Source organism: Castellaniella hirudinis (genome assembly GCF_047468865.1).
GTDB lineage: Bacteria > Pseudomonadota > Gammaproteobacteria > Burkholderiales > Burkholderiaceae_B > Castellaniella > Castellaniella hirudinis_A.
This window is the reverse complement of the sequence record NZ_JBLGTV010000009.1, coordinates 46,855-65,324: the sequence shown is the minus strand read 5'-3', so window position 1 is coordinate 65,324 and position 18,470 is coordinate 46,855. Positions and strand designations below refer to the sequence as shown.

19 protein-coding genes are annotated in these 18,470 nt (G+C 63.5%); 15 read left to right on the top strand and 4 right to left on the bottom strand.

Features of this window, described 5'->3' with window-relative positions:
- Positions 1-73: 73 nt before the first annotated feature.
- The 10 genes from aceA to ACMHYJ_RS11740 all read left to right on the top strand — a co-directional run bounded on the left by aceA (position 74) and on the right by ACMHYJ_RS11740 (position 8,372).
- The gene (aceA, locus tag ACMHYJ_RS11785; protein ID WP_414246366.1) at positions 74-1,384 is read left to right on the top strand and encodes an isocitrate lyase; all 1,311 of its coding nucleotides are present in this window, start codon (positions 74-76) and stop codon (positions 1,382-1,384) included.
- Between the two features lie 308 nt (positions 1,385-1,692).
- On the top strand, positions 1,693-2,703 hold the full coding sequence (locus tag ACMHYJ_RS11780) for a hypothetical protein (RefSeq protein WP_414246365.1): 1,011 nt from the start codon (positions 1,693-1,695) through the stop codon (positions 2,701-2,703).
- Positions 2,704-2,715: 12 nt separating this feature from the next.
- Positions 2,716-2,877 carry a cbb3-type cytochrome oxidase assembly protein CcoS gene (gene ccoS, locus ACMHYJ_RS11775; protein WP_414246364.1) on the top strand — a complete coding sequence of 54 codons (162 nt, stop codon included), beginning with the start codon at positions 2,716-2,718 and terminating at the stop codon, positions 2,875-2,877.
- An 85-nt stretch (positions 2,878-2,962) separates the two neighbouring features.
- Entirely contained in the window at positions 2,963-4,444 is a 1,482-nt protein-coding gene (gene ccoN / locus ACMHYJ_RS11770; protein WP_414246363.1) for a cytochrome-c oxidase, cbb3-type subunit I, read from the top strand.
- 13 nt (positions 4,445-4,457) lie between these two features.
- Positions 4,458-5,117 (top strand): cytochrome-c oxidase, cbb3-type subunit II, encoded by a 660-nt coding sequence (gene ccoO / locus ACMHYJ_RS11765; protein WP_414246362.1) that lies wholly within the window; start codon positions 4,458-4,460, stop codon positions 5,115-5,117.
- A 1-nt stretch (position 5,118) separates the two neighbouring features.
- The gene (locus tag ACMHYJ_RS11760; protein WP_414246361.1) at positions 5,119-5,307 is read left to right on the top strand and encodes a cbb3-type cytochrome oxidase subunit 3; all 189 of its coding nucleotides are present in this window, start codon (positions 5,119-5,121) and stop codon (positions 5,305-5,307) included.
- Positions 5,300-6,202, top strand: coding sequence for a cytochrome-c oxidase, cbb3-type subunit III (gene ccoP, locus ACMHYJ_RS11755; protein WP_414246360.1), 903 nt, complete (start codon positions 5,300-5,302; stop codon positions 6,200-6,202). The genes ACMHYJ_RS11760 and ccoP overlap by 8 nt, the downstream gene beginning before the upstream one ends.
- A 110-nt stretch (positions 6,203-6,312) precedes the next feature.
- Positions 6,313-7,818, top strand: coding sequence for a cytochrome c oxidase accessory protein CcoG (gene ccoG, locus ACMHYJ_RS11750; protein ID WP_414246359.1), 1,506 nt, complete (start codon positions 6,313-6,315; stop codon positions 7,816-7,818).
- 53 nt (positions 7,819-7,871) lie between these two features.
- On the top strand, positions 7,872-8,102 hold the full coding sequence (locus ACMHYJ_RS11745; protein WP_414246358.1) for a hypothetical protein: 231 nt from the start codon (positions 7,872-7,874) through the stop codon (positions 8,100-8,102).
- A gap of 15 nt (positions 8,103-8,117) precedes the next feature.
- Entirely contained in the window at positions 8,118-8,372 is a 255-nt protein-coding gene (locus tag ACMHYJ_RS11740; protein ID WP_414246357.1) for a hypothetical protein, read from the top strand.
- A 25-nt stretch (positions 8,373-8,397) separates the two neighbouring features.
- Here ACMHYJ_RS11740 and ACMHYJ_RS11735 read toward each other — a convergent pair whose 3' ends face one another.
- Positions 8,398-9,126 carry a helix-turn-helix domain-containing protein gene (locus ACMHYJ_RS11735; protein WP_414246356.1) on the bottom strand — a complete coding sequence of 243 codons (729 nt, stop codon included), beginning with the start codon at positions 9,124-9,126 and terminating at the stop codon, positions 8,398-8,400.
- Between the two features lie 304 nt (positions 9,127-9,430).
- On the opposite strand from ACMHYJ_RS11735, the gene nirK reads away from it, so the two are divergent.
- The gene (gene nirK / locus ACMHYJ_RS11730; RefSeq protein WP_414246355.1) at positions 9,431-10,831 is read left to right on the top strand and encodes a copper-containing nitrite reductase; all 1,401 of its coding nucleotides are present in this window, start codon (positions 9,431-9,433) and stop codon (positions 10,829-10,831) included.
- Positions 10,832-10,902: 71 nt separating this feature from the next.
- Here nirK and ACMHYJ_RS11725 read toward each other — a convergent pair whose 3' ends face one another.
- Positions 10,903-12,900, bottom strand: a complete 1,998-nt coding sequence (locus tag ACMHYJ_RS11725; protein WP_414246354.1) for a ligand-gated channel protein — start codon at positions 12,898-12,900, stop codon at positions 10,903-10,905.
- A 273-nt stretch (positions 12,901-13,173) separates the two neighbouring features.
- On the opposite strand from ACMHYJ_RS11725, the gene ACMHYJ_RS11720 reads away from it, so the two are divergent.
- The 4 genes from ACMHYJ_RS11720 to ACMHYJ_RS11705 are packed head-to-tail and all read left to right on the top strand — an operon-like array spanning position 13,174 to position 15,994.
- On the top strand, positions 13,174-13,710 hold the full coding sequence (locus ACMHYJ_RS11720; protein ID WP_414246353.1) for a MarR family winged helix-turn-helix transcriptional regulator: 537 nt from the start codon (positions 13,174-13,176) through the stop codon (positions 13,708-13,710).
- Positions 13,711-13,721: 11 nt separating this feature from the next.
- Positions 13,722-14,255: a diaminobutyrate acetyltransferase gene (gene ectA / locus ACMHYJ_RS11715; protein WP_414246352.1), complete on the top strand. Its 534-nt coding sequence runs from the start codon at positions 13,722-13,724 to the stop codon at positions 14,253-14,255.
- Between the two features lie 39 nt (positions 14,256-14,294).
- The gene (ectB, locus tag ACMHYJ_RS11710) at positions 14,295-15,602 is read left to right on the top strand and encodes a diaminobutyrate--2-oxoglutarate transaminase (RefSeq protein ID WP_414246351.1); all 1,308 of its coding nucleotides are present in this window, start codon (positions 14,295-14,297) and stop codon (positions 15,600-15,602) included.
- Positions 15,599-15,994, top strand: a complete 396-nt coding sequence (locus tag ACMHYJ_RS11705; protein ID WP_414246350.1) for an ectoine synthase — start codon at positions 15,599-15,601, stop codon at positions 15,992-15,994. The genes ectB and ACMHYJ_RS11705 overlap by 4 nt, the downstream gene beginning before the upstream one ends.
- Here ACMHYJ_RS11705 and ACMHYJ_RS11700 read toward each other — a convergent pair.
- Positions 15,981-17,417 carry an aldehyde dehydrogenase family protein gene (locus tag ACMHYJ_RS11700; RefSeq protein ID WP_414246349.1) on the bottom strand — a complete coding sequence of 479 codons (1,437 nt, stop codon included), beginning with the start codon at positions 17,415-17,417 and terminating at the stop codon, positions 15,981-15,983. The two genes, ACMHYJ_RS11705 and ACMHYJ_RS11700, sit on opposite strands and share 14 nt — an antisense overlap.
- Entirely contained in the window at positions 17,414-18,466 is a 1,053-nt protein-coding gene (locus tag ACMHYJ_RS11695; RefSeq protein WP_414246348.1) for a threonine aldolase family protein, read from the bottom strand. Before ACMHYJ_RS11695 ends, ACMHYJ_RS11700 begins: the two co-directional genes overlap by 4 nt.
- Between the last annotated feature and the right edge of the window lie 4 nt (positions 18,467-18,470).

Sequence of the window (18,470 nt, the reverse complement as noted above, 5' to 3'; positions counted from 1 at the left end):
ACTATGTGCGGCGCAGCAATCGCGTAGACTGTTTCTCATCGAATCTTTTAATTGACGACACAGGAGCAACACCATGACCGCTCGAGAAACCGAAGTGCGCAACCTGCAACGCAGCTGGGCCGAAGACCCCCGCTGGCAAGGCATCAAACGGGGCTACAGCGCCGACGAAGTCGTGCGTCTGCGCGGCTCGGTGGTGGTGGAACACACCCTGGCCCGCCGGGGGGCCGAAAAACTGTGGGATCTGCTGCACAGCGAAGACTACGTCAATGCCCTGGGGGCGCTGACGGGCAACCAGGCCATGCAGCAGGTCAAGGCCGGCCTGAAAGCCATTTACCTGTCGGGCTGGCAGGTCGCGGGCGATGCCAACATCACCGGCGAAATGTACCCCGATCAATCCCTGTATCCCGCCAACTCGGTGCCCAGCGTCGTTACGCGCATCAATAATTCGCTGACCCGCTGTGATCAAATCCAGTGGATGGAGGGCAAGAATCCGGGCGACGAAGGTTATATCGACTATTACGCGCCGATCGTGGCCGATGCGGAAGCCGGCTTCGGCGGGGTGCTCAACGCCTTCGAACTGATGAAGTCCATGATCGTGGCCGGGGCCGCCGGGGTGCACTTCGAAGACCAGCTGGCATCTGTCAAGAAATGCGGCCACATGGGCGGCAAGGTGCTGGTGCCCACCCGCGAGGCCGTGGCCAAGCTGGTGTCCGCCCGTCTGGCGGCCGACGTGCTGAATGTCCCCACCTTGCTGGTGGCGCGCACCGACGCCGAGGCCGCCGACCTGCTCACCAGCAACATCGACGAAAACGATGCGCCGTTCGTCACCGGCGAGCGCACGGTCGAAGGCTTTTACCGCACGCGGGCCGGGCTGGATCAGGCCATTGCCCGGGGCTTGGCCTATGCGCCCTATGCCGACCTGATCTGGTGCGAGACCTCCACCCCCAATCTTGAATACGCCCGCCGGTTCGCCGAGGCCATCCACCGCCAGTTCCCGGGCAAGATGCTGGCTTACAACTGCTCGCCGTCGTTCAACTGGAAAAAGAACCTGGACGACGCCACGGTGGCCAAGTTCCAGCGCGAATTGGGGGCCATGGGCTATAAGTTCCAGTTCATCACGCTGGCGGGCTTCCATGCCCTGAACTACAGCATGTTCGAACTCGCCCACGGCTACGCCCGCACCCAAATGAGCGCTTTCGTCGAATTGCAGCAAAAAGAATTCGCCGCGGCGGACAAGGGCTTCACCGCCGTGAAGCACCAGCGCGAAGTCGGCGTGGGTTATTTCGATGCCGTGACCCAGGCCATCGAGGGTGGCCAGTCGTCCACCACGGCCTTGGCGGGCTCCACCGAGGAAGCCCAGTTCGACGCGGAAAAAGTGGCCTGAGCGGGCCGGGGCGGATGCCGGACGCATCCGCCTGGAAAGAACCGAGAGGACAGGGGATAAGCCAAGCGGCTTTGCAGGCCGCGCGGCGGATGGCAACAAGCCCGCCGTATTGGCTGGCCAGGGCGGCCCGGAGGGGCCTCCCTGAGCAGAGAGGGGTCCCCTGCGGTGTGTTTCGGGAAGGCATTGCCTTCCCGCTTTTTTTTGCGCCCAGCATGGGCGGCATGCGCCGATGTCAAGGGTCTCGCGGGCGACTGCAATCCTTGATCTGGGTCAAGGCTGGGTTGTGGGGAACTGGCTATAGTTCGCTAATGTCTACGCTATCTTTGCTGACGCCGCCCCCCTTCATGAGCGATGCCATGCGTCGTGCGCGCCGCCATATGCTGGCCCGCACCGGCTTGGCCTGGCTGGTCATGATGCAGGTCATGATGCTGGCTTTTCCGGGTTATCTGCGCCATGGCGTGCGTTCCGCCGAATCCCAGCAAGCGCTGGAGCAGGCCATCGTCCTGATGAACTGGATCAGCCTGGTGCTGTGCGTGCCGCTGGTGCTGTATTGCGCCTGGCCGGTGTGGCAGGGCGCGCTGGACAGCCTGCGCCGAGGACGGGTGGGCATGGACGTGCCGGTGGCCCTGGGCATTCTGGCCGCCTTCATCCCCAGCATATGGGCGACCTGGCACGATGCGGGCGAGGTCTATTTCGAGTCCGTGGCCATGTTCGTCGCCTTCCTGCTCAGTGCCCGGTTTCTGGAATTCTGCGCCCGCCAATCTTTCGATGCCCCCGATCCGTCAGCGGCGGCGGTTCAGGCGGCCTTGCCGGCGGCCGACGCCCAGTTGATGGCCCAGGCCGATCGTGTCGCCTTCTGGTTCGTCTGTGTCCAGATTGCCCTGGCCGCCCTGGTGGGCGCCTGGTGGTGGCAGGCCAGCCCCGATCATGCTTTGGCCGTGACCGTGGCGCTGCTGGTCATGAGCTGTCCCTGTGCCATGTCCATGTCGGTGCCGGCCGCCCTGGCGGCGCGCCGGGCCGCCAGCTTGCGCCTGGCGGCTCCGGCTTGCCCGGATGCTCTGCCGCTGGACGGGCCGTCCGCCCGGCAGGGCCGGGCGGATCTGGATCACGCCACCCGCCGCATCGCCCGCCAGAATCTGTATGGCTCCTTGATCTGGCATGTGCTGATGACGCCTCTGGCTGCCGTGGGCCTGGTGCAACCTTGGCTGGCGGCCATCACCATGCTGCTGTCTTCGCTGGCGGTGGCGGCCAATGCCTGGCGTCTGGCGCGGCACGCGCCGTCCGGCGGGCCGCGGGCGGCATTGGCCAGCCCGGTTTAGGCGAGGCGCGCCATGGATGGCCTGTTTTTGCTGTTGCCCATTTCTTTGTTGTTTGTCCTGTTGATCGGGGTGGCTTTGTGGTGGGCGATTTTCTCGGGGCAGTTCGACGATACCCAGGCGGCCGCCCAGTCCATTCTGGATGATGACGATCGCGGATGTTCGGATCAGGATTGATCTAAATCAAGGTTCTTTTGTGCTGCTTCAGGGAACATTCAGGTTTATAAAAATTTCGTTTTAACTTGTTTCGAGGGGAACACCTATGGGCACGACCGGGCGCTCCGGATCAACGGCCGAAACCTTCAATTATCGGATTGTCCGACAGTTCACGATTGCCACCGTCTTCTGGGGTGTCGTGGGCATGGCGTTGGGCGTTTTGATCGCCTCACAATTGATTTGGCCCGAACTCAATTTCAATACTCCGTGGTTCAGCTACGGCCGCCTGCGGCCTCTGCACACCAATGCCGTCATTTTCGCTTTTGGCGGCAGTGCTCTGTTTGCCACGTCCTATTACGTGGTGCAACGCACCTGTCAGGCCCGGCTGTTCTCCGATAAACTGGCGGCCTTCACCTTCTGGGGCTGGCAGGTTGTCCTGGTGGGGGCGGTGATCACCCTGCCCATGGGCTTTACCAGCACCAAGGAATACGCCGAACTCGAATGGCCGCTGGACATTCTGGTCACGCTGGTCTGGGTGGTGTATGCCATTGTGTTCTTCGGCACCATCGTCAGGCGCCGGGTCAAGCACATCTACGTGGCCAACTGGTTCTTCGGATCCTACATCCTGACCATTGCCATGTTGTATATATTCAACAACCTGGAACTCCCCGTGTCGGGCTGGAAATCCTATTCCATCTATCCCGGGGTGCAGGATGCCATGGTGCAGTGGTGGTACGGCCACAATGCCGTCGGGTTCTTCCTGACCACCAGCTTTCTGGGCATGATGTATTACTTCGTGCCCAAGCAGGCCGAGCGTCCCATTTATTCCTATCGCCTGTCGATCGTCCACTTCTGGGCCCTGGCCTTTACCTATATGTGGGCGGGCCCGCACCACCTGCTGTATACCTCGCTGCCCGACTGGACGCAGTCCCTGGGCATGGTGTTCTCCCTCATCCTGCTGGCCCCGTCGTGGGGGGGCATGATCAACGGCATCATGACCCTGTCGGGGGCTTGGCACAAGCTGCGCACCGATCCCATCCTGAAGTTCATGGTGGTGGCGCTGTCCTTTTATGGCATGTCCACCTTCGAAGGCTCGATGATGGCCATCCGCACGGTCAACGCCCTGTCGCACTACACCGACTGGACGGTGGGGCACGTGCATTCTGGGGCCTTGGGCTGGGTCGCCATGATCACCTTCGGGTCGCTGTACTACCTGATCCCGCGCCTGTATGGCCGCCAGTCCATGGCGCGCCCCGAACTGATCAATCTGCATTTCTGGCTGGCCACGCTGGGGGTGGTGCTGTACATCGCCGCCATGTGGATCGCCGGGGTGATGCAGGGTCTGATGTGGCGCGCCACCGGGGCCGACGGCATGCTGACCTACAGCTTCGTCGAAGTCGTCAAGGCCACCTATCCGTTCTATGCCATCCGCGCCCTGGGCGGGCTGTTCTTCCTGGCGGGCATGTGCCTGATGGCCTGGAACACCTGGCTGACCGTGCGGGGCCAGAAAGGCGTCAATCCGCCTGTTCCCCTGACGAACTCAGACCCCCGCGACGTCCCCCTCACTGCCGTGCCGGCGTCGGCCTAAGGAGTCCATCCCCATGTCTGGTACAAAAAAACGCTTTTCCCACGAATTGCTGGAGCGCAACATTGGCTTGCTGATCTTTTTCAGCATCCTGGTGGTGTCGTTCTCCGGCCTGGTGCAGATCATTCCGCTGTTTTATCAGCATTCCACCACTACGCCCATTGAAGGCGTCGCGCCTTACGAATCTCTCCGGCTGGTCGGGCGCGACATCTACATCCGCGAAGGCTGTGTGGGCTGTCACTCGCAGCAAATCCGCCAGTTGCAGTCCGAAGTCCAGCGCTATGGGCCGTACTCGGTGGCGGGCGAGTCCGTCTACGACCACCCTTTCCTGTGGGGATCCAAGCGCACAGGCCCCGATCTGGCCCGGGTCGGTCAGCGTTATTCCGACGAATGGCACCGCATTCACTTGCGCAACCCGCGCGACGTGGTCAAAGAGTCCAATATGCCGGCGTATCCCTGGCTGCAGCACAACACCGTCGAAGGGGCTGATGTGCAAGACCGCATGAAGGTGCTGCGCACCCTGGGCGTGCCTTACACCGATGCCGACATCGAGGCCGCGCCGCAGGCCCTGGTCGGCAAGACCGAGGAAGATGCCGTGGTGGCGTATCTGCAGGGGCTGGGGGTCGCCAGCCGGGCCGCCGCCGAAGCCATCATGCAGGCGGGCGGGGAGCACTGACATGTCCATAATCAACGCCGTGGTGACGGTGCTGGCAATGGTGACATTCATCGGGATTGTCTGGTGGGCCTGGTCGTCGCACCGCGCCGAGGCCAACCGCAAGTCCGCCCAATTGCCCTTCGATTTGCCCGAGGAATTCGAGATCGGCAAGTCCTCCAACGACAAGAAAGCCGGGGATACCCATGAGTGACTTTTTTACCAGTTTCTGGAGCTATTACATTTCCGTCATTGCGCTGGGCGGGATTGTCTGGTGTGTTTATCTGTTGTTTTCCCAGTGGCAGTGGCTGAAGCGGGACGTCGAGGTCAAGGGCAATACCGGCCACGTCTGGGACGAGGATCTGACCGAACTCAACAATCCGGTGCCGCGCTGGTGGACGGTGTTCTACCTGCTGCTGTGCGTTTTTGCCCTGGGCTACCTGGCGCTGTATCCGGGTCTGGGCAGTTTCCAGGGCACGCTGGGCTTTACCGCCGGCAAGCAAGTGCTGGAAGAACAGGCCGTGCTCAATGCCCAGATCGAGCCCGTGTATGCGCGCTTCCGCGAGATGCCGATCCCGGACATCGCCCACGACGACCAGGCGCGCGACATCGGCCAGCGTTTGTTTCTGAACAACTGTGCCCAGTGCCATGGGTCGGATGCCAAGGGGGGGCGCGGTTTTCCCAACCTGACCGACACCGATTGGCTGTGGGGGGGCGAACCCGAGCAGATCCTGGAAACCATCACCAAGGGGCGTCATGGCGTGATGCCGCCCTGGGGGGCGGTGATCAAGCCTGAAGATGCCTCCGCCATCGCCCAGTATGTGCGTTCGCTCTCCGGCCTGGCGCATGATCCCTTGCGGGTCAATGCGGGCAAGCGCGGCTTCGATACCTATTGCGTGGCCTGCCACGGGGCCGATGCCAAGGGCAATACCCTGCTGGGGGCCCCCAACCTGACCGATGACGTCTGGCTGTATGGCAGTTCCGAGGCCACCATCATCGAAACCATCAACAATGGGCGCGATAATCAGATGCCGGCCCAGGAAAACCACCTGACGCCAGAGCAGATCCGCCTCCTGGCCGCCTGGGTCTGGGGACAGTCCAACCCCTGATCCCGGCATGACGGGCCGCCGGCGTCCTGGACGTCTGGCGGCCTGACAAAAATTTTCCATTATTTTTCAAGGGCCTGTCATACAGACCACGCCAGCCAACAGAGGATATCATGCAGAAGCAACCCCCCGAACAGGCCGCCACGCCCCCTTCGCGTGACGACCCGGCCTGGAAGCCCGTGCGCCGTATCCGCAAGGGCTCGGGGGGCGGCGCATCACCTCAGGTCGAGAAGGCCCTGGCTGAGGTGCGTTCCAAGATATACCCGCGCTCGGCCCAGGGGCATTTTGCCCGGATTCGGGTGCTGATGGTGCTGCTGACCCAGGCCGTTTTCTATGGCCTGCCCTGGATTCAGTGGCATGACCGCCAGGCGGTGCTGTTTGACCTGGCCGCCCGCAAGTTCTATCTGTTCGGCATGGTGCTGTGGCCCCAGGACGTCATTTATCTGGCGGTGTTGCTGGTGCTGTCGGCGTTTGCCCTGTTTTTGTTCACCGCCATGGCCGGGCGGCTGTTCTGTGGCTATGCCTGTCCCCAGACCGTCTATACCGAGCTGTTCATGTGGATCGAGAAAAGGGTCGAAGGCGACCGCCTGGCCCGGATTCGCCTGGACGAACAGCCCTGGAACCGGCGCAAGCTGCGCCTGAAAGCCACCAAGCACAGCCTGTGGGTTCTGCTGGCCCTGTGGACGGGCTACACCTTCATCGGCTATTTCGCCCCGATCCGCGAACTGGGCAGCCATTTGCTGGCATTCGATCTGGGCCCCTGGCAGTGGTTCTGGATGCTGTTCTACGCCTTTGCCACCTGGGGCAATGCCGGGTTCATGCGCGAGGCCGTTTGCAAGTACATGTGCCCTTATGCGCGCTTCCAAAGCGTCATGGTGGATGACGACACCTTTGTCGTGACCTACGACCACGTCCGGGGCGAGCCGCGTGGCGGGCGCTCGCGCAAGATCGACCACAAAGAAGCCGGCATGGGCGATTGCGTGGATTGCAGCCTGTGCGTGCAGGTCTGTCCCACCGGCATCGACATCCGCGATGGCCTGCAGTACATGTGCATCGGCTGCGGCGCCTGTGTTGATGCCTGTGATTCCGTCATGGATAAAATGGGCTACGAGCGCGGCCTGATCCGCTACACTTCAGGCAATGCCATCACCCAGCGCCTGACTCAGCCGCAGGTGCGCAAGCGCATGCTGCGGCCCCGCGTGCTGGCGTATTCGGCCCTGCTGGGGATAATCGCGCTGGGCTTCGTGTTTTCCCTGGCCACCCGCACCACGCTGCGCGTAGACGTGATCCGGGATCGGGGCGCGCTGGGCCGCGAGGTCGCCGGGGGGCAGATCGAAAACGTCTACCGTCTGCAGATCATCAATTCGTCCGAAGCCCCCATCGACCTGGAGCTGTCCGCCAACGGCGTGCCGGGCCTGACCCTGCTGACGGCGGATCATGGGGCCAGCACCGTGCGGGTCGAAGGCTCGTCCAACCGTCTGGTGCCGATCGTGCTGCGCGCCCCGGTGGGCGACTTGAAGCCGGGCCTGTACGATATCCGCATCGAAACCGTGGGCATCCGCGGCCCTGACGACACCACGCAGGTGACAGAGCAATCCAGTTTTTATGTTCCCAATTAGCGCAAACCCGCCCGGCATGTCCGCCGCCTAGGTCTTTTGTTGAAAAGGACACCATGATGTCAGCCAGTCCACAAAACGTATCGCAGTTATCCGAAGGCCGCCCCTGGTGGCGGCACCGCTGGCCCTGGCTATTGCTGCTGGGCCCGGCGGTCGCGGTTGTGGGCTGTGCCATCACCATTTTTCTGGCGTTCCAGTCGTATGGCGACCAGGAAATCCGCGATGGCGGGGTCAAGCGGGGGCTGGTGGTCACCGCGCCCGAGGCGTCATCGGTGCGCCAGCCCTGATTGCCGGAGGCTTCTATGCTGCACACACGCGATCTGATGTGGATTCTGTGGCCTTCCTTCCTGATCGGCGGGGTCGCCAGCGGGCTGGTCTTTGCCTTGGTCGATCCCCTGGATTTGGTGTTTTTGGGCGAATGGCGCGCCAGCCGCCTGACGGTCTATACGCTGGGGTTTTTCCTGTTCTGGGCCATGGCGGCCTTGTCCAGCGCCCTGACCCTGCGCCTGGCCCCGCGCGGGGTCATGTTGGATGAATTCGGCGATCCGATTGATTGACCGCCGGCGCGTCCCCGGGCCTTGGCTATGCGCAGTCGGCGCCGGCCAGGGTTTGCAGGCCGACGACGTCCAGGATCTGCACTTCGCGCTGCTGGACGCGGATCAGGCCTTCGCGGGCAAAGCGCGAAAACAGGCGGCTGACGGTTTCCAGGGTCAGGCCCAGGAAATTGCCGATTTCTTCGCGGCTCATGCGCAGGATGAATTCGTAGGGTGAGTAGCCCAGCGTCTGCAGGCGCTGCGACAGATTCAGCAGGAAGGCCGCAACGCGTTGTTCGGATCGCAGGCTGCCCAGCGACAGCAACTGCTGATGGGAACGGCTGATTTCCTTGCTCATCAGGCGGCGCAGCTGCAGGTTCAGCGTGGGCAGCTGGGGGGCCAGGCGATCCATTTCGTCCAGGTGGATGACACAGACTTCGGTGTCTTCCAGGGCGATGGCGTGCGATGCCTGCTGGGCATGCATCAGGCCGTCCAGGCCCAGGATTTCGCCCGGCAGCAGGAAGCCGGTGATCTGCACTTGGCCGCTGGCATCTTCGATCTGGGTTTTCATCGAACCCGAGCGCAGGCCATAGATGGCGCTTGCGGCGTCGCCCTGGCGATACAGCGTGCCCCCTTTGGGCAGACGGATGCGTTCTTTGATGAGTTCGTCCATCTTGGCGACATCCTGGCGCGCCATGCCCAGCGGCAAGCAGATGGCATTGAGCATACAGGTGGAGCACCGCGTGGAGTCGGGCGCCACCGGCACGCGTCTGAGCATCGTGATCCGGGGGGGAGGGCCGGAGGAGGAGGTGTCAGCCAAAGTTAAGCAGCCTGCAAAAAAATAAGCAGCGGGAAGAAAAGCCCCCGTGCTTTCAAGGGGATTATAAGTTCGTTGCCGGGATATTTGTAGCTTGTAGCATTAATTGTCCTTATTTTTATCTGGCCGTCTTGCTTTTTGTCGTGAACGTCATCCAATTGGCCGCCTTACCCGGCCTGGCCGCGGTACAGTAGGCCGTGTGGCGCAAAGCCTATATTATCCAAATGGTAATATTTTTGATATCAATTAATTTCTGGGGGTAAGCATGCGATTGATTCGATATGTCCTGTCCGGTCTGCTGCTGGCGGCGGGCTTGGCATTTGGCCCGGCCTGGGCGGATCATGGCGCCGCCGGCCATGGCAGCCAGGACGTCAGCTACAAGCCGGATGTCACTTTTACCCTGCGCACCGCCATTGCCGATGGCAAATTGGTCTTCGTCGGGGATCGCGGCGATATCCAGGGCAAGGTCAACCCCGATCTGAAGGTTCCCGAAGGGGCCGTGGTGCAGATCAACCTGGTCAATGGCGACGGGGCCACGCACGATATCGCGGTGCCTGACTTCAAAGCGCAGTCGGATCATATTTCCGGCAAGAACGCCGCGACGGCCATTGTATTCCGGGCGGCGAAAAATGGCACTTTCGAGTACCTGTGCACCTTGCCGGGCCACAAGGCCGCCGGCATGGTGGGCCGGGTCATCGTGGGCGAGCCGTCGGATGAAATCAAGGTGCAGGCCCCGCAGATCGCGCACGACCCCGCCCAGGTGGGCACCCCCGTGGGCAAGCGCGGCCCCCAGGATGTGACGATCGACCTGCTGACCACCGAAATCGAAGGCCGTCTGGGCGATAACAGCACTTATCGGTTCTGGACCTTCAACAACAAAGTCCCCGGCCCCTTCGTGCGGGTGCGGGTGGGCGACACCGTGACCTTCAACATCACCAATGCGCCGGACAGCACGCACATCCATTCCATCGACCTGCATGCCGTGACCGGCCCGGGCGGCGGGGCGGCCGTGACCCAGGTGCCCCCGGGCCAGACCAAGTCGTTCACGTTCAAGGCCAACCACGTCGGGCTGTTCGTGTACCACTGCGCCACGCCCATGGTGGCGCAGCACATCACCAACGGCATGTATGGCATGATCCTGGTCGAGCCCGAGGGCGGCCTGCCCGCGGTCGACAAGGAATTCTACGTCATGCAGGGCGAACTCTATACCGCCCAGCCGCACGGCGCCAGCGGCCTGCAGGAATTCTCTCTGGACAAACTGCTGGCCGAAAATCCCGAGCACGTCATGTTCAATGGCTCCATGGACGCCCTGACCAAGGTCTACAGCATGGAATCCAATGTGGGCGACACGGTGCGGATTTTCTTTGGCGTGGGGGGGCCCAACCTGATTTCCAGCTTCCACGTCATCGGCGAGGTCTTCGACCGGGTCTATGACCAGGCGTCGCTGACCAGCAAGCCCCTGACGGACGTGCAGACCACCCTGGTGCCGCCGGGCGGCGCCACCATGGTCGAATTCGTCACCGACTATCCGGGCCGCTATCTGCTGGTCGATCACGCCCTGTCGCGGGTGGAAAAAGGCGTGGCCGGTTTCCTGACCGTGCACGGCGAGGCCGACCACAGCATCTTCCACAGCGACGAGCCCATCGACCCGAACTCCGGGCATTGAGGGGCGGCAGCCTCCGGCGGGCGCGCCGGAGGCTGCGGTTTCGCGGGTTCAGGCCGCAGCGGTTTCGGACGTCAGAAGCCCACGGTCAGCTGCGCCCAGTAGCGGCGGCCATCCAGTACCGTGTCGTAGTCGTCGTAGCTGATTTGTTTATCCAGCAGGTTGTAGACCCCGACGCCGATGCTGGTTTTCTTGTTGATCTGGTAATTGAAGCCCGCATCCACGAAAGTGTAGGACGGCGTGCCTTCGGCCATGCTGGTCCGGCTCAGGTATTCGGAGGTGCGGCTGCGGAAGTTCACCCGCGACCAGACGCCCAGCTTGTCCGTGGCATCCCAGTCCAGCGTCGCGTTGATCATGTGCCGGGGCATTTTGTTCAGCGGCTGGCCCTCGTAGGGCCCGGACTTCTGCCTGGAATACGTATAGGTGTAGTTGGTGGCCAGGCGCAGGTCGTCCGTCATGGACCACGTCAGGGTGGCCTCGACGCCGCGCATCAGGGCGCGATCCACATTGGTTCGGGTGCTGATGAACTTGTAGCCTTCGTCGCCCGGCACCACGTGGCAGGTGGGCTGCTGGTTGGCGTCCGTGCACAGGCGGATTTCCGATATCTTGTCCTTGAATTCGGTGTTGAACAGCATCACGCTGGCATCCAGGTTGCTGCCGTTGTTCCAGATCAGGCCCAGTTCCTGGCTGACGCTGGTCTCGGGCTTCAGGTCGGGGTTGCCCATGATGATGGCGGGCACGCCGCCGCCACCGCCCGTGATCTGTCCCCAATCGGCCACGCTTTGGCGCAGACTGGGCGCCTTGAAGCCCGTGGATACCCCGCCCTTGACGCTGAGATTGCCGGTGGCGTGCCAGACGCCGTACAGGCGCGGCGTCCAGTGGCTGCCGTAGTCCTGGTCGTTGGTGGCGCGCAGGCCGGCCGTCACGGTGAACGTGTCGGTCAGGAACCAGTCGTCTTCCGCGAAAATCGCCCACTGGTTGCGCGCCAGGTGGTTGGTGTTGCTGGAGGCGTACTGGTTGCCGTCGTCGCGCAGGGTCTCGCGCAGAAACTGGTAGCCCATCGTCAGTGTATGGGACTGCAGCGGCACCACCCACTGGGTGTTGAATTCGGTGTTGTCCAGCCACATGTTGCGGCCGTCGTTGGCGGTCTCGTCGCGTTGCACATAGGTGGTGGACGTGGCCCAGCCCCAGCGGCCTGTGTGGCGCAGAGCGTAGGTATTGCGGCCGTACTTGCTTTCGGACACCGCGCATTCGCCCCGGCAGCCCGTGGCCGCGCTGGATTTGCCCGGGGTGGATCGGCGCGTCTGCAGGGTGCGGCTGGCCTCGGCGGCGATGTCGTGGTCTTTGTTGGGGGTCAGGGTGAGCTTGACCGTGCCCGCCTCTTGCTGCTGGTGGTTGAAGCCGTTCAGAATGTGGTCTTCCTGGCGGGTGACGTTCTGGCCGTAGAACTGCACGCCCAGCAGGCCTTCCTTGATGGGGCCGGCCAGGTACACGCTGCCCTGGTACGTGTTGCCCGCATTGTGGTTTTCCTGGATGGTGGCCTCGGCGCGGGCCGAGCCAGTCCATTCATGGTGAACCTTGCGGGTGATGATGTTGATGACCCCGCCCATGGCATCGGATCCGTACAGGGCGGACATGGGGCCGCGGATCACTTCGATGCGCTCGATGGCGTCCAGCGGCGGCAGCCAGCCTTGTTCGATGCCGGCATTGTCGCTGTTGGGGCGGGTTTCGCGTGAATTCTGCCGCCGCCCGTCGATCAGGATCAGGGTATAGGCCGAGCCCATGCCCCGGATGCTGATGTCGCTGCTGCTGGCCCCGCCGGTGACGACCACGCCGGGGACGTCTTTCAGCGCGTCGGTGACGTCCTTGTAGGCACGTTTTTCCAGTTCCGCGCGCGGCAGCACGGTAATGGATGCGGGGGCGTCTTCCACCGTTTGCTCATAGCCGGTGGCCGAGACAACCACCTTGTCCAGTTGGGTGATGTTTTCCTGGGCTTGCGTCGCCGGGGCGGCCAGGGCAATGGCCAGCAGCGACAGGGAGAAGGGGAGGGGGTGTCGTGGGACGGAGATCATGGGACTTCGGGATTCCAGCAAAAGAAGCGAGGGGAGGGTTGTGTTTGGTGTCCAGCGATTTATTCAGCTGTAGTTCAGGATGAATCGGATGAATATTAATAGGAATCATTCAATTTTGTAAATGATTATCAAATATGTTTTTTGTTTTTAATCAAATGCTTTGCGCGGACAAACGGCAGGCGAGATCGGGCGCTCCTGGATTTCATTCTTGACCAGAATCTTTCTCTGTCTTATTATTTCAACTGAAATTAATTTTGAGGACGCCTCGACGCCATGACCAACGACACGGATGCGCAGCAGGCCTATGACCTGCGTATCTTGCGGGCCTTGCGCCGCATCACCCGGGCAGTGGCCCTGCATTCCCGGCAGTTGTCGGCCTGCAATCACATCACGGGGCCGCAACTGGTATGCCTGCGCACCGTCATCGACAAAGGCCCGCTGACGGCGACCGCCATCAGCCGCGAAGTCCACGTCAGCGCCAGCACGGTGGTGGGCATTCTCGACCGCCTTGAAGACAAGGGCCTGGTCGTGCGTGAAAGAGGGCGCGCCGACCGCCGCATCGTGTTCGTCAGCGCCACAGAGGCCGGTCGGCAGTTGGCGCGCGACACGCCTTCCCCCCTGCAGCAGAAACTGGCCGAATCCCTGCAGGCCCTGCCCGAACTCGAACAGGCCACCATGACTCTGTCGTTGGAGCGCATCGTCGATCTGATCGAATCCGGCACGGGGGTGGCGTCGGCGGGGGATGTCCAATCGCCCCTGCTGGATGTGCCCGCGTCGGGCGTGGCGCCCGAATCCGGGCTGGTCGTTTGATTTATCCCGGCGTGCCCCGCCCCGCCGTCCAGCCGGGCGCCGACAGCGATGCGATCCGGCTGCGCCCCCCGCGCTGGGCGGACGGCCCCGCCTTGCACGCCCTGGTTTCCCAGTGTCCCCCGCTGGATCTCAACTCCGTCTATCTGTACCTGCTGTTGGCGGAGCATTTTCCCCAGACCTGCATCCTGGCCGAAGACGAGCACGGCATCGTTGGCATGGTGTCGGCGTATCGCCCGCCGGGCCGGGACGATGTCCTGTTCGTCTGGCAGGTGGCCGTGCAGGCGCGGGCGCGTGGCCAGGGGCTCGGGGGGCGCATGTTGCGCCGGCTGCTGGCGCGCCCGCCTTTGCGGGCCGTGCGGTGGGTCGAAACCACCGTCGGCCCGGGTAACCACGCTTCGCGGCGCTTGTTTGCGCGGCTGGCTGATCGGTTGGCGGCTCCGCTGACCGAGTCGCCCCTGTTCGAGGCGGCACTTTTTGGGGCGGATGCGCACGAGGCCGAGCCTTTGCTGCGCATCGGCCCCATTTCCTTGTCGGCAGTGAACTGATTTGCTGTCGTCTTTTCGAACGTCAACAAGGAGAACACCATGGATTTGAAAATATTCGACCGGATGGAGTCGGAAGTCAGGGGCTACGTCCGGTCATTCCCTGTGATTTTTTCCAAGGCTCGCGGGTCTGAACTTTTCGATGAGACCGGCCGCCGGTACATTGATTTTTTCAGCGGTGCCGGCACCCTGAATTACGGCCACAACAACCCGATCCTGCGCGAGCGCGTGGTGGATTACCTGGGCGCCGATGGTGTGGTGCACGGCCTGGACATGGCCACCAGCGCCAAGAAATACTTTCTGCAAACCGTGGATCGGCTGATTCTGAAGCCGCGCCGGCTGGACTATACCCTGCAGTTCACCGGCCCCACCGGCACCAATGCGGTCGAGGCGGCCCTGAAGCTGGCGCGCCAAGTCAAGGGCCGCCAGAACATCATTTCCTTCACCCATGGCTTTCATGGCGTGTCGGGCGGTTCGCTGGCGGCCACCGCCAACCAGAAATTCCGCCGGGCGGCGGGGGTGGCCCTGGGCAATACCACCTTCATGCCGTTCGATGGCTATTTCGGCCCCGACGTCAATACCATGGCCTACCTGGAACGCATGCTGGACGACCCCAGCAGCGGCCTGGATCAGCCCGCCGCCGTCATCGTCGAGACCGTGCAGGGCGAAGGGGGCGTGAATGTGGCCTCGCAGCATTGGCTGCGCGAACTCGAACGCCTGTGCCGGCGGCACGATATGCTGCTGATCGTGGACGACATCCAGGTGGGCTGCGGGCGCACCGGGCATTTCTTCAGTTTCGAGACAGCCGGGATTTCGCCGGACATCGTCACCTTGTCCAAGTCGCTGTCGGGGTTCGGGCTGCCGATGTCGCTGGTGCTGCTCAAGCCCGCGCTGGATGTCTGGCAGCCGGGGGCGCACAGCGGCACTTTCCGGGGCAACAACCTGGCCTTCGTCGCCGCGGCCCAGGCGATGGAAACCTATTGGGCCGACGAGGCCCTGAGCCAGGCCGTGGCCGCCAAGGAATGCCTGGTGCGCGATTGGCTGGAAAACCTGGCCCACAGCTGCCGCGATGCCGGCCTGGCGGTGCGGGGCCGGGGCCTGATCCAGGGGCTGGTTACCCCGGTGGGGGACGATCTGGCCAATCGGATTGCGCGCCGGGCCTTTGAGCAGGGCGTCGTCATCGAGACCTCGGGCGCGCACGACGAAGTCCTGAAAGTGCTGCCCGCCCTGACGATTCCGCTTGAGCAGCTGGAACAGGGCCTGGAAGTCATCGAGCGCAGCACCAACGAAGTGCTGGCGTCCCTGGGCCGCCAGCCGCGCCTGTTGAAAGTCGCGGGGGGCAACGCATGATCGTGCGCCACGTCAACGACGTCATTGGAACCGGCCAGGAAATCGTCACGGACAACTGGACCAGCCGCCGTGTGCTGCTGGCCGATGACAAGATGGGGTTTTCCTTTCATGAAACCATCATTGCGCCAGGCACCGAAACCCACATCCATTATCAAAACCACCTGGAAGCCGTGTGGTGCATCGACGGCGACGGCGAAATCGAAACCATTGCCGATGGGCGGAAGCACGCCCTGGGGCCCGGGGTGGTGTATGCCCTGGATCAGCATGACGAGCACTGGCTGCGCGGCGGCGCCCGGCCGCTGCGCGTCATTTGTGTCTTCAACCCGCCGCTGACGGGGCGCGAGGTGCATGACGCCTCGGGCGTTTATCCGCCGGCGGTCAGTCCTCGGTAAGCCAGGTCGGGTCGATATTGACCGAACGCAGGTTGCAGATGGCCTGCAGGCCCAGCGGCGACAGGCTGATGGAGCCGTTGCCGGATCCCTTGTGGCCGATCCACCCCAGCCGGGCATCCACGAAATTGCAGCGGTTCACGTACACCGTGCCGGACTCCATGTCGCGGATGAAGCGTTCGGCGCGGCTGCGCGACCGGGTGAAAATAGAGGCGGTCAGGCCGTAGTCGCTGTCGTTGATGCGGGCGATGGCTTCTTCGTCGGAACGGACGCTGACGACCGGCAGCACCGGGCCGAAGGTCTCCTCCCTGAGCACGGCGGCGTCTTCGGGCACATTGCCCAGCAGGGTCGGCGCGATGAAACGGGCCTGCCCCACCGTCGTGACCGATCCGCCCGCCAGCACGGACGCGCCTTGCGCGACTGCGGCATCGACCATGTCCTTGAGCCGATCCACGGCGGCATGTCCGCCGTACAGGGGGCCGAGCGTGGTGTCCGGCCGCAGGGGGTCGCCCTGGCATTGCGCCTGCATCACCTGGATGGCTTTTTCGATGAATGCCGCATGCAGCGATTCGTGCACGAAGACGCGCTTGACGGCGCAGCAGGACTGGCCGGAATTGTGCAGGCGGCCGATGCGCACCGCCCACTCGACGCTGTGATCCAGGTCGGCGTCGGCGGCGATGTAGGTGGCGTCGCTGCTGCCCAGTTCGAGCGAGCTGCCGATGAACGGGCGGCGCAGGCGCGTGTTGGCCGCGCGGCGGGCCAGGCTGGCCTGGATGACCGTGCCGCCGTGAACCGAGCCGGTGAACACGACGTGGTCGATATCGCCTTCTTCGATGATGCGGGCCGATTGGTCGAAATCCACCACGGTGTTGACCAGCAGCGGCCCGATGCCCGCCAGCGACCCGAAGGCTTGCGCGAAATGCCGGCCCACCGATGGCGCCGAGGTGTGCTTGAGCAGCACGCTGCTGCCGCCGAGCAGGGCGCAGACGACCCCGTTGATGGCGCAGAACAGGGGGTAGTTCCAGGGGGTGATCACGTAGACGACCCCTTTTGCGACGAAGTCGATGCGCCCCTGGAAATCATCGCTCTGGTAGGCGGACAGATCCACCGGCTTCAGTGCGCCGTCGCGCGCAAAGCGGCACATGTACTCGGCGCGTTCCAGCATGAAGTCCACTTCCCCGGCGGCCTCGGCCAGCGGCTTGCCGACTTCGCGGGTCACGGCCTGGGCGATGTCATCGCGGTGTGCGCGGAAGTATTGCAGGGCCTGTTCGACGTGATCGGCCCGCTGCGCGGGGGGCAGCGTGGCCCAGGCGCGCGCGGCGCTTCGCATGGCCGCCAGTTGGAGCGCCAGGGACTCGTAGGTTTCGGAAGGGGCTGAGAAAATCGTTTCGCCCGTGAAGGGGTTGCGTGCTTCGACCATGCTCATATCGGGGTCTCCTGGTGGTTCAGTCTGGCGATTTCCGCCACGAAGCCGTCGATGCCGGCCTCCGTCGTATCGAAGGAGGTGACGAAGCGGACTTCGCCCGTGGCGGAATTCCAGACGTTGAAATAAGTGTGTTGCTGCAAAGGCGCGATCCAATGGGCGGGCAGGCAGGCGAAGACCATGTTCGCTTGCACGGGCATCCGCAGGCGCACGCCGTCCAGGCGCGCCAGCCCGGCGGCCAGCCTGGCCGCCATCCGGTTGGCGTGCCGCGCATTGCGCAGCCAGAGGTCGTCCTGGAAATACGCCAGGTACTGCGCCGCCAGATAGCGCTGCTTGGACACCAGCTGCATGCCCTGCTTGCGGATGGCCGGCAGCAGGGTGGCCAGTTCGGGGTCGAAGGCGACGATGGCCTCGGCCATCATCAAGCCGTTCTTGGTGCCGCCCAGGGACAGCAGATCGACCCCGAGATCGCGGGTCAGGGCGGCCAGGGGGACATCCAGGGCCGCTGCCGCGTTGGCCAGGCGGGCGCCGTCCATGTGCACCTTCATGCCCTGGCCGTGGGCGAAATCGACCAGTGCGCGCAACTCATCCACCTGGTAGAGGGTGCCATATTCAGTAGCCTGCGACAAGGACAGCACGCGGGGCCGGTTGCGGTGCACCAGCCCGGTCTGGAAAGCGACGGCCTCGGCCAGGGCGTGCGGGTCGATCTTGCCTTCTTGGCCGGCCACGCCGACCAGCTTGCAGCCGATCATGCGCTCGGGCGCGCCGCATTCGTCCACCGCCAGATGGGCCTTGTCCGCGCAGAAAACCGTATCGACCGATTGCGCCAGCGCCTGCAGGGCGAGCACGTTGGCCGCCGTGCCCGTGGTCACCAGCAGCACGGCGGCGTCGCTGCCGAATTGCCGCTGGAAGCATTGCTCGGCCTGCCGGGTCCAGTCGTCGCCGCCATACCCCAGGGCATGGCCCGCATTGACGCGCTGCAGCCAGTCCAGGACCTCGGGGTGGACGCCCGAGGCATTGTCGCTGGCCAGCATGGTTTTTTTCACCTGCATGATT

Excerpts from the sequence above, each read along its gene's own strand:
- aceA (WP_414246366.1), top strand. The coding sequence starts at position 74 with ATGACCGCTCGAGAAACCGAAGTGCGCAACCTGCAACGCAGCTGGGCC.
- ACMHYJ_RS11780 (WP_414246365.1), top strand. The coding sequence starts at position 1,693 with ATGTCTACGCTATCTTTGCTGACGCCGCCCCCCTTCATGAGCGATGCC.
- ccoS (WP_414246364.1), top strand. The coding sequence starts at position 2,716 with ATGGATGGCCTGTTTTTGCTGTTGCCCATTTCTTTGTTGTTTGTCCTG.
- ccoN (WP_414246363.1), top strand. The coding sequence starts at position 2,963 with ATGGGCACGACCGGGCGCTCCGGATCAACGGCCGAAACCTTCAATTAT.
- ccoO (WP_414246362.1), top strand. The coding sequence starts at position 4,458 with ATGTCTGGTACAAAAAAACGCTTTTCCCACGAATTGCTGGAGCGCAAC.
- ACMHYJ_RS11760 (WP_414246361.1), top strand. The coding sequence starts at position 5,119 with ATGTCCATAATCAACGCCGTGGTGACGGTGCTGGCAATGGTGACATTC.
- ccoP (WP_414246360.1), top strand. The coding sequence starts at position 5,300 with ATGAGTGACTTTTTTACCAGTTTCTGGAGCTATTACATTTCCGTCATT.
- ccoG (WP_414246359.1), top strand. The coding sequence starts at position 6,313 with ATGCAGAAGCAACCCCCCGAACAGGCCGCCACGCCCCCTTCGCGTGAC.
- ACMHYJ_RS11745 (WP_414246358.1), top strand. The coding sequence starts at position 7,872 with ATGATGTCAGCCAGTCCACAAAACGTATCGCAGTTATCCGAAGGCCGC.
- ACMHYJ_RS11740 (WP_414246357.1), top strand. The coding sequence starts at position 8,118 with ATGCTGCACACACGCGATCTGATGTGGATTCTGTGGCCTTCCTTCCTG.
- ACMHYJ_RS11735 (WP_414246356.1), bottom strand. The coding sequence starts at position 9,126 with ATGCTCAGACGCGTGCCGGTGGCGCCCGACTCCACGCGGTGCTCCACC.
- nirK (WP_414246355.1), top strand. The coding sequence starts at position 9,431 with ATGCGATTGATTCGATATGTCCTGTCCGGTCTGCTGCTGGCGGCGGGC.
- ACMHYJ_RS11725 (WP_414246354.1), bottom strand. The coding sequence starts at position 12,900 with ATGATCTCCGTCCCACGACACCCCCTCCCCTTCTCCCTGTCGCTGCTG.
- ACMHYJ_RS11720 (WP_414246353.1), top strand. The coding sequence starts at position 13,174 with ATGACCAACGACACGGATGCGCAGCAGGCCTATGACCTGCGTATCTTG.
- ectB (WP_414246351.1), top strand. The coding sequence starts at position 14,295 with ATGGATTTGAAAATATTCGACCGGATGGAGTCGGAAGTCAGGGGCTAC.
- ACMHYJ_RS11705 (WP_414246350.1), top strand. The coding sequence starts at position 15,599 with ATGATCGTGCGCCACGTCAACGACGTCATTGGAACCGGCCAGGAAATC.
- ACMHYJ_RS11700 (WP_414246349.1), bottom strand. The coding sequence starts at position 17,417 with ATGAGCATGGTCGAAGCACGCAACCCCTTCACGGGCGAAACGATTTTC.
- ACMHYJ_RS11695 (WP_414246348.1), bottom strand. The coding sequence starts at position 18,466 with ATGCAGGTGAAAAAAACCATGCTGGCCAGCGACAATGCCTCGGGCGTC.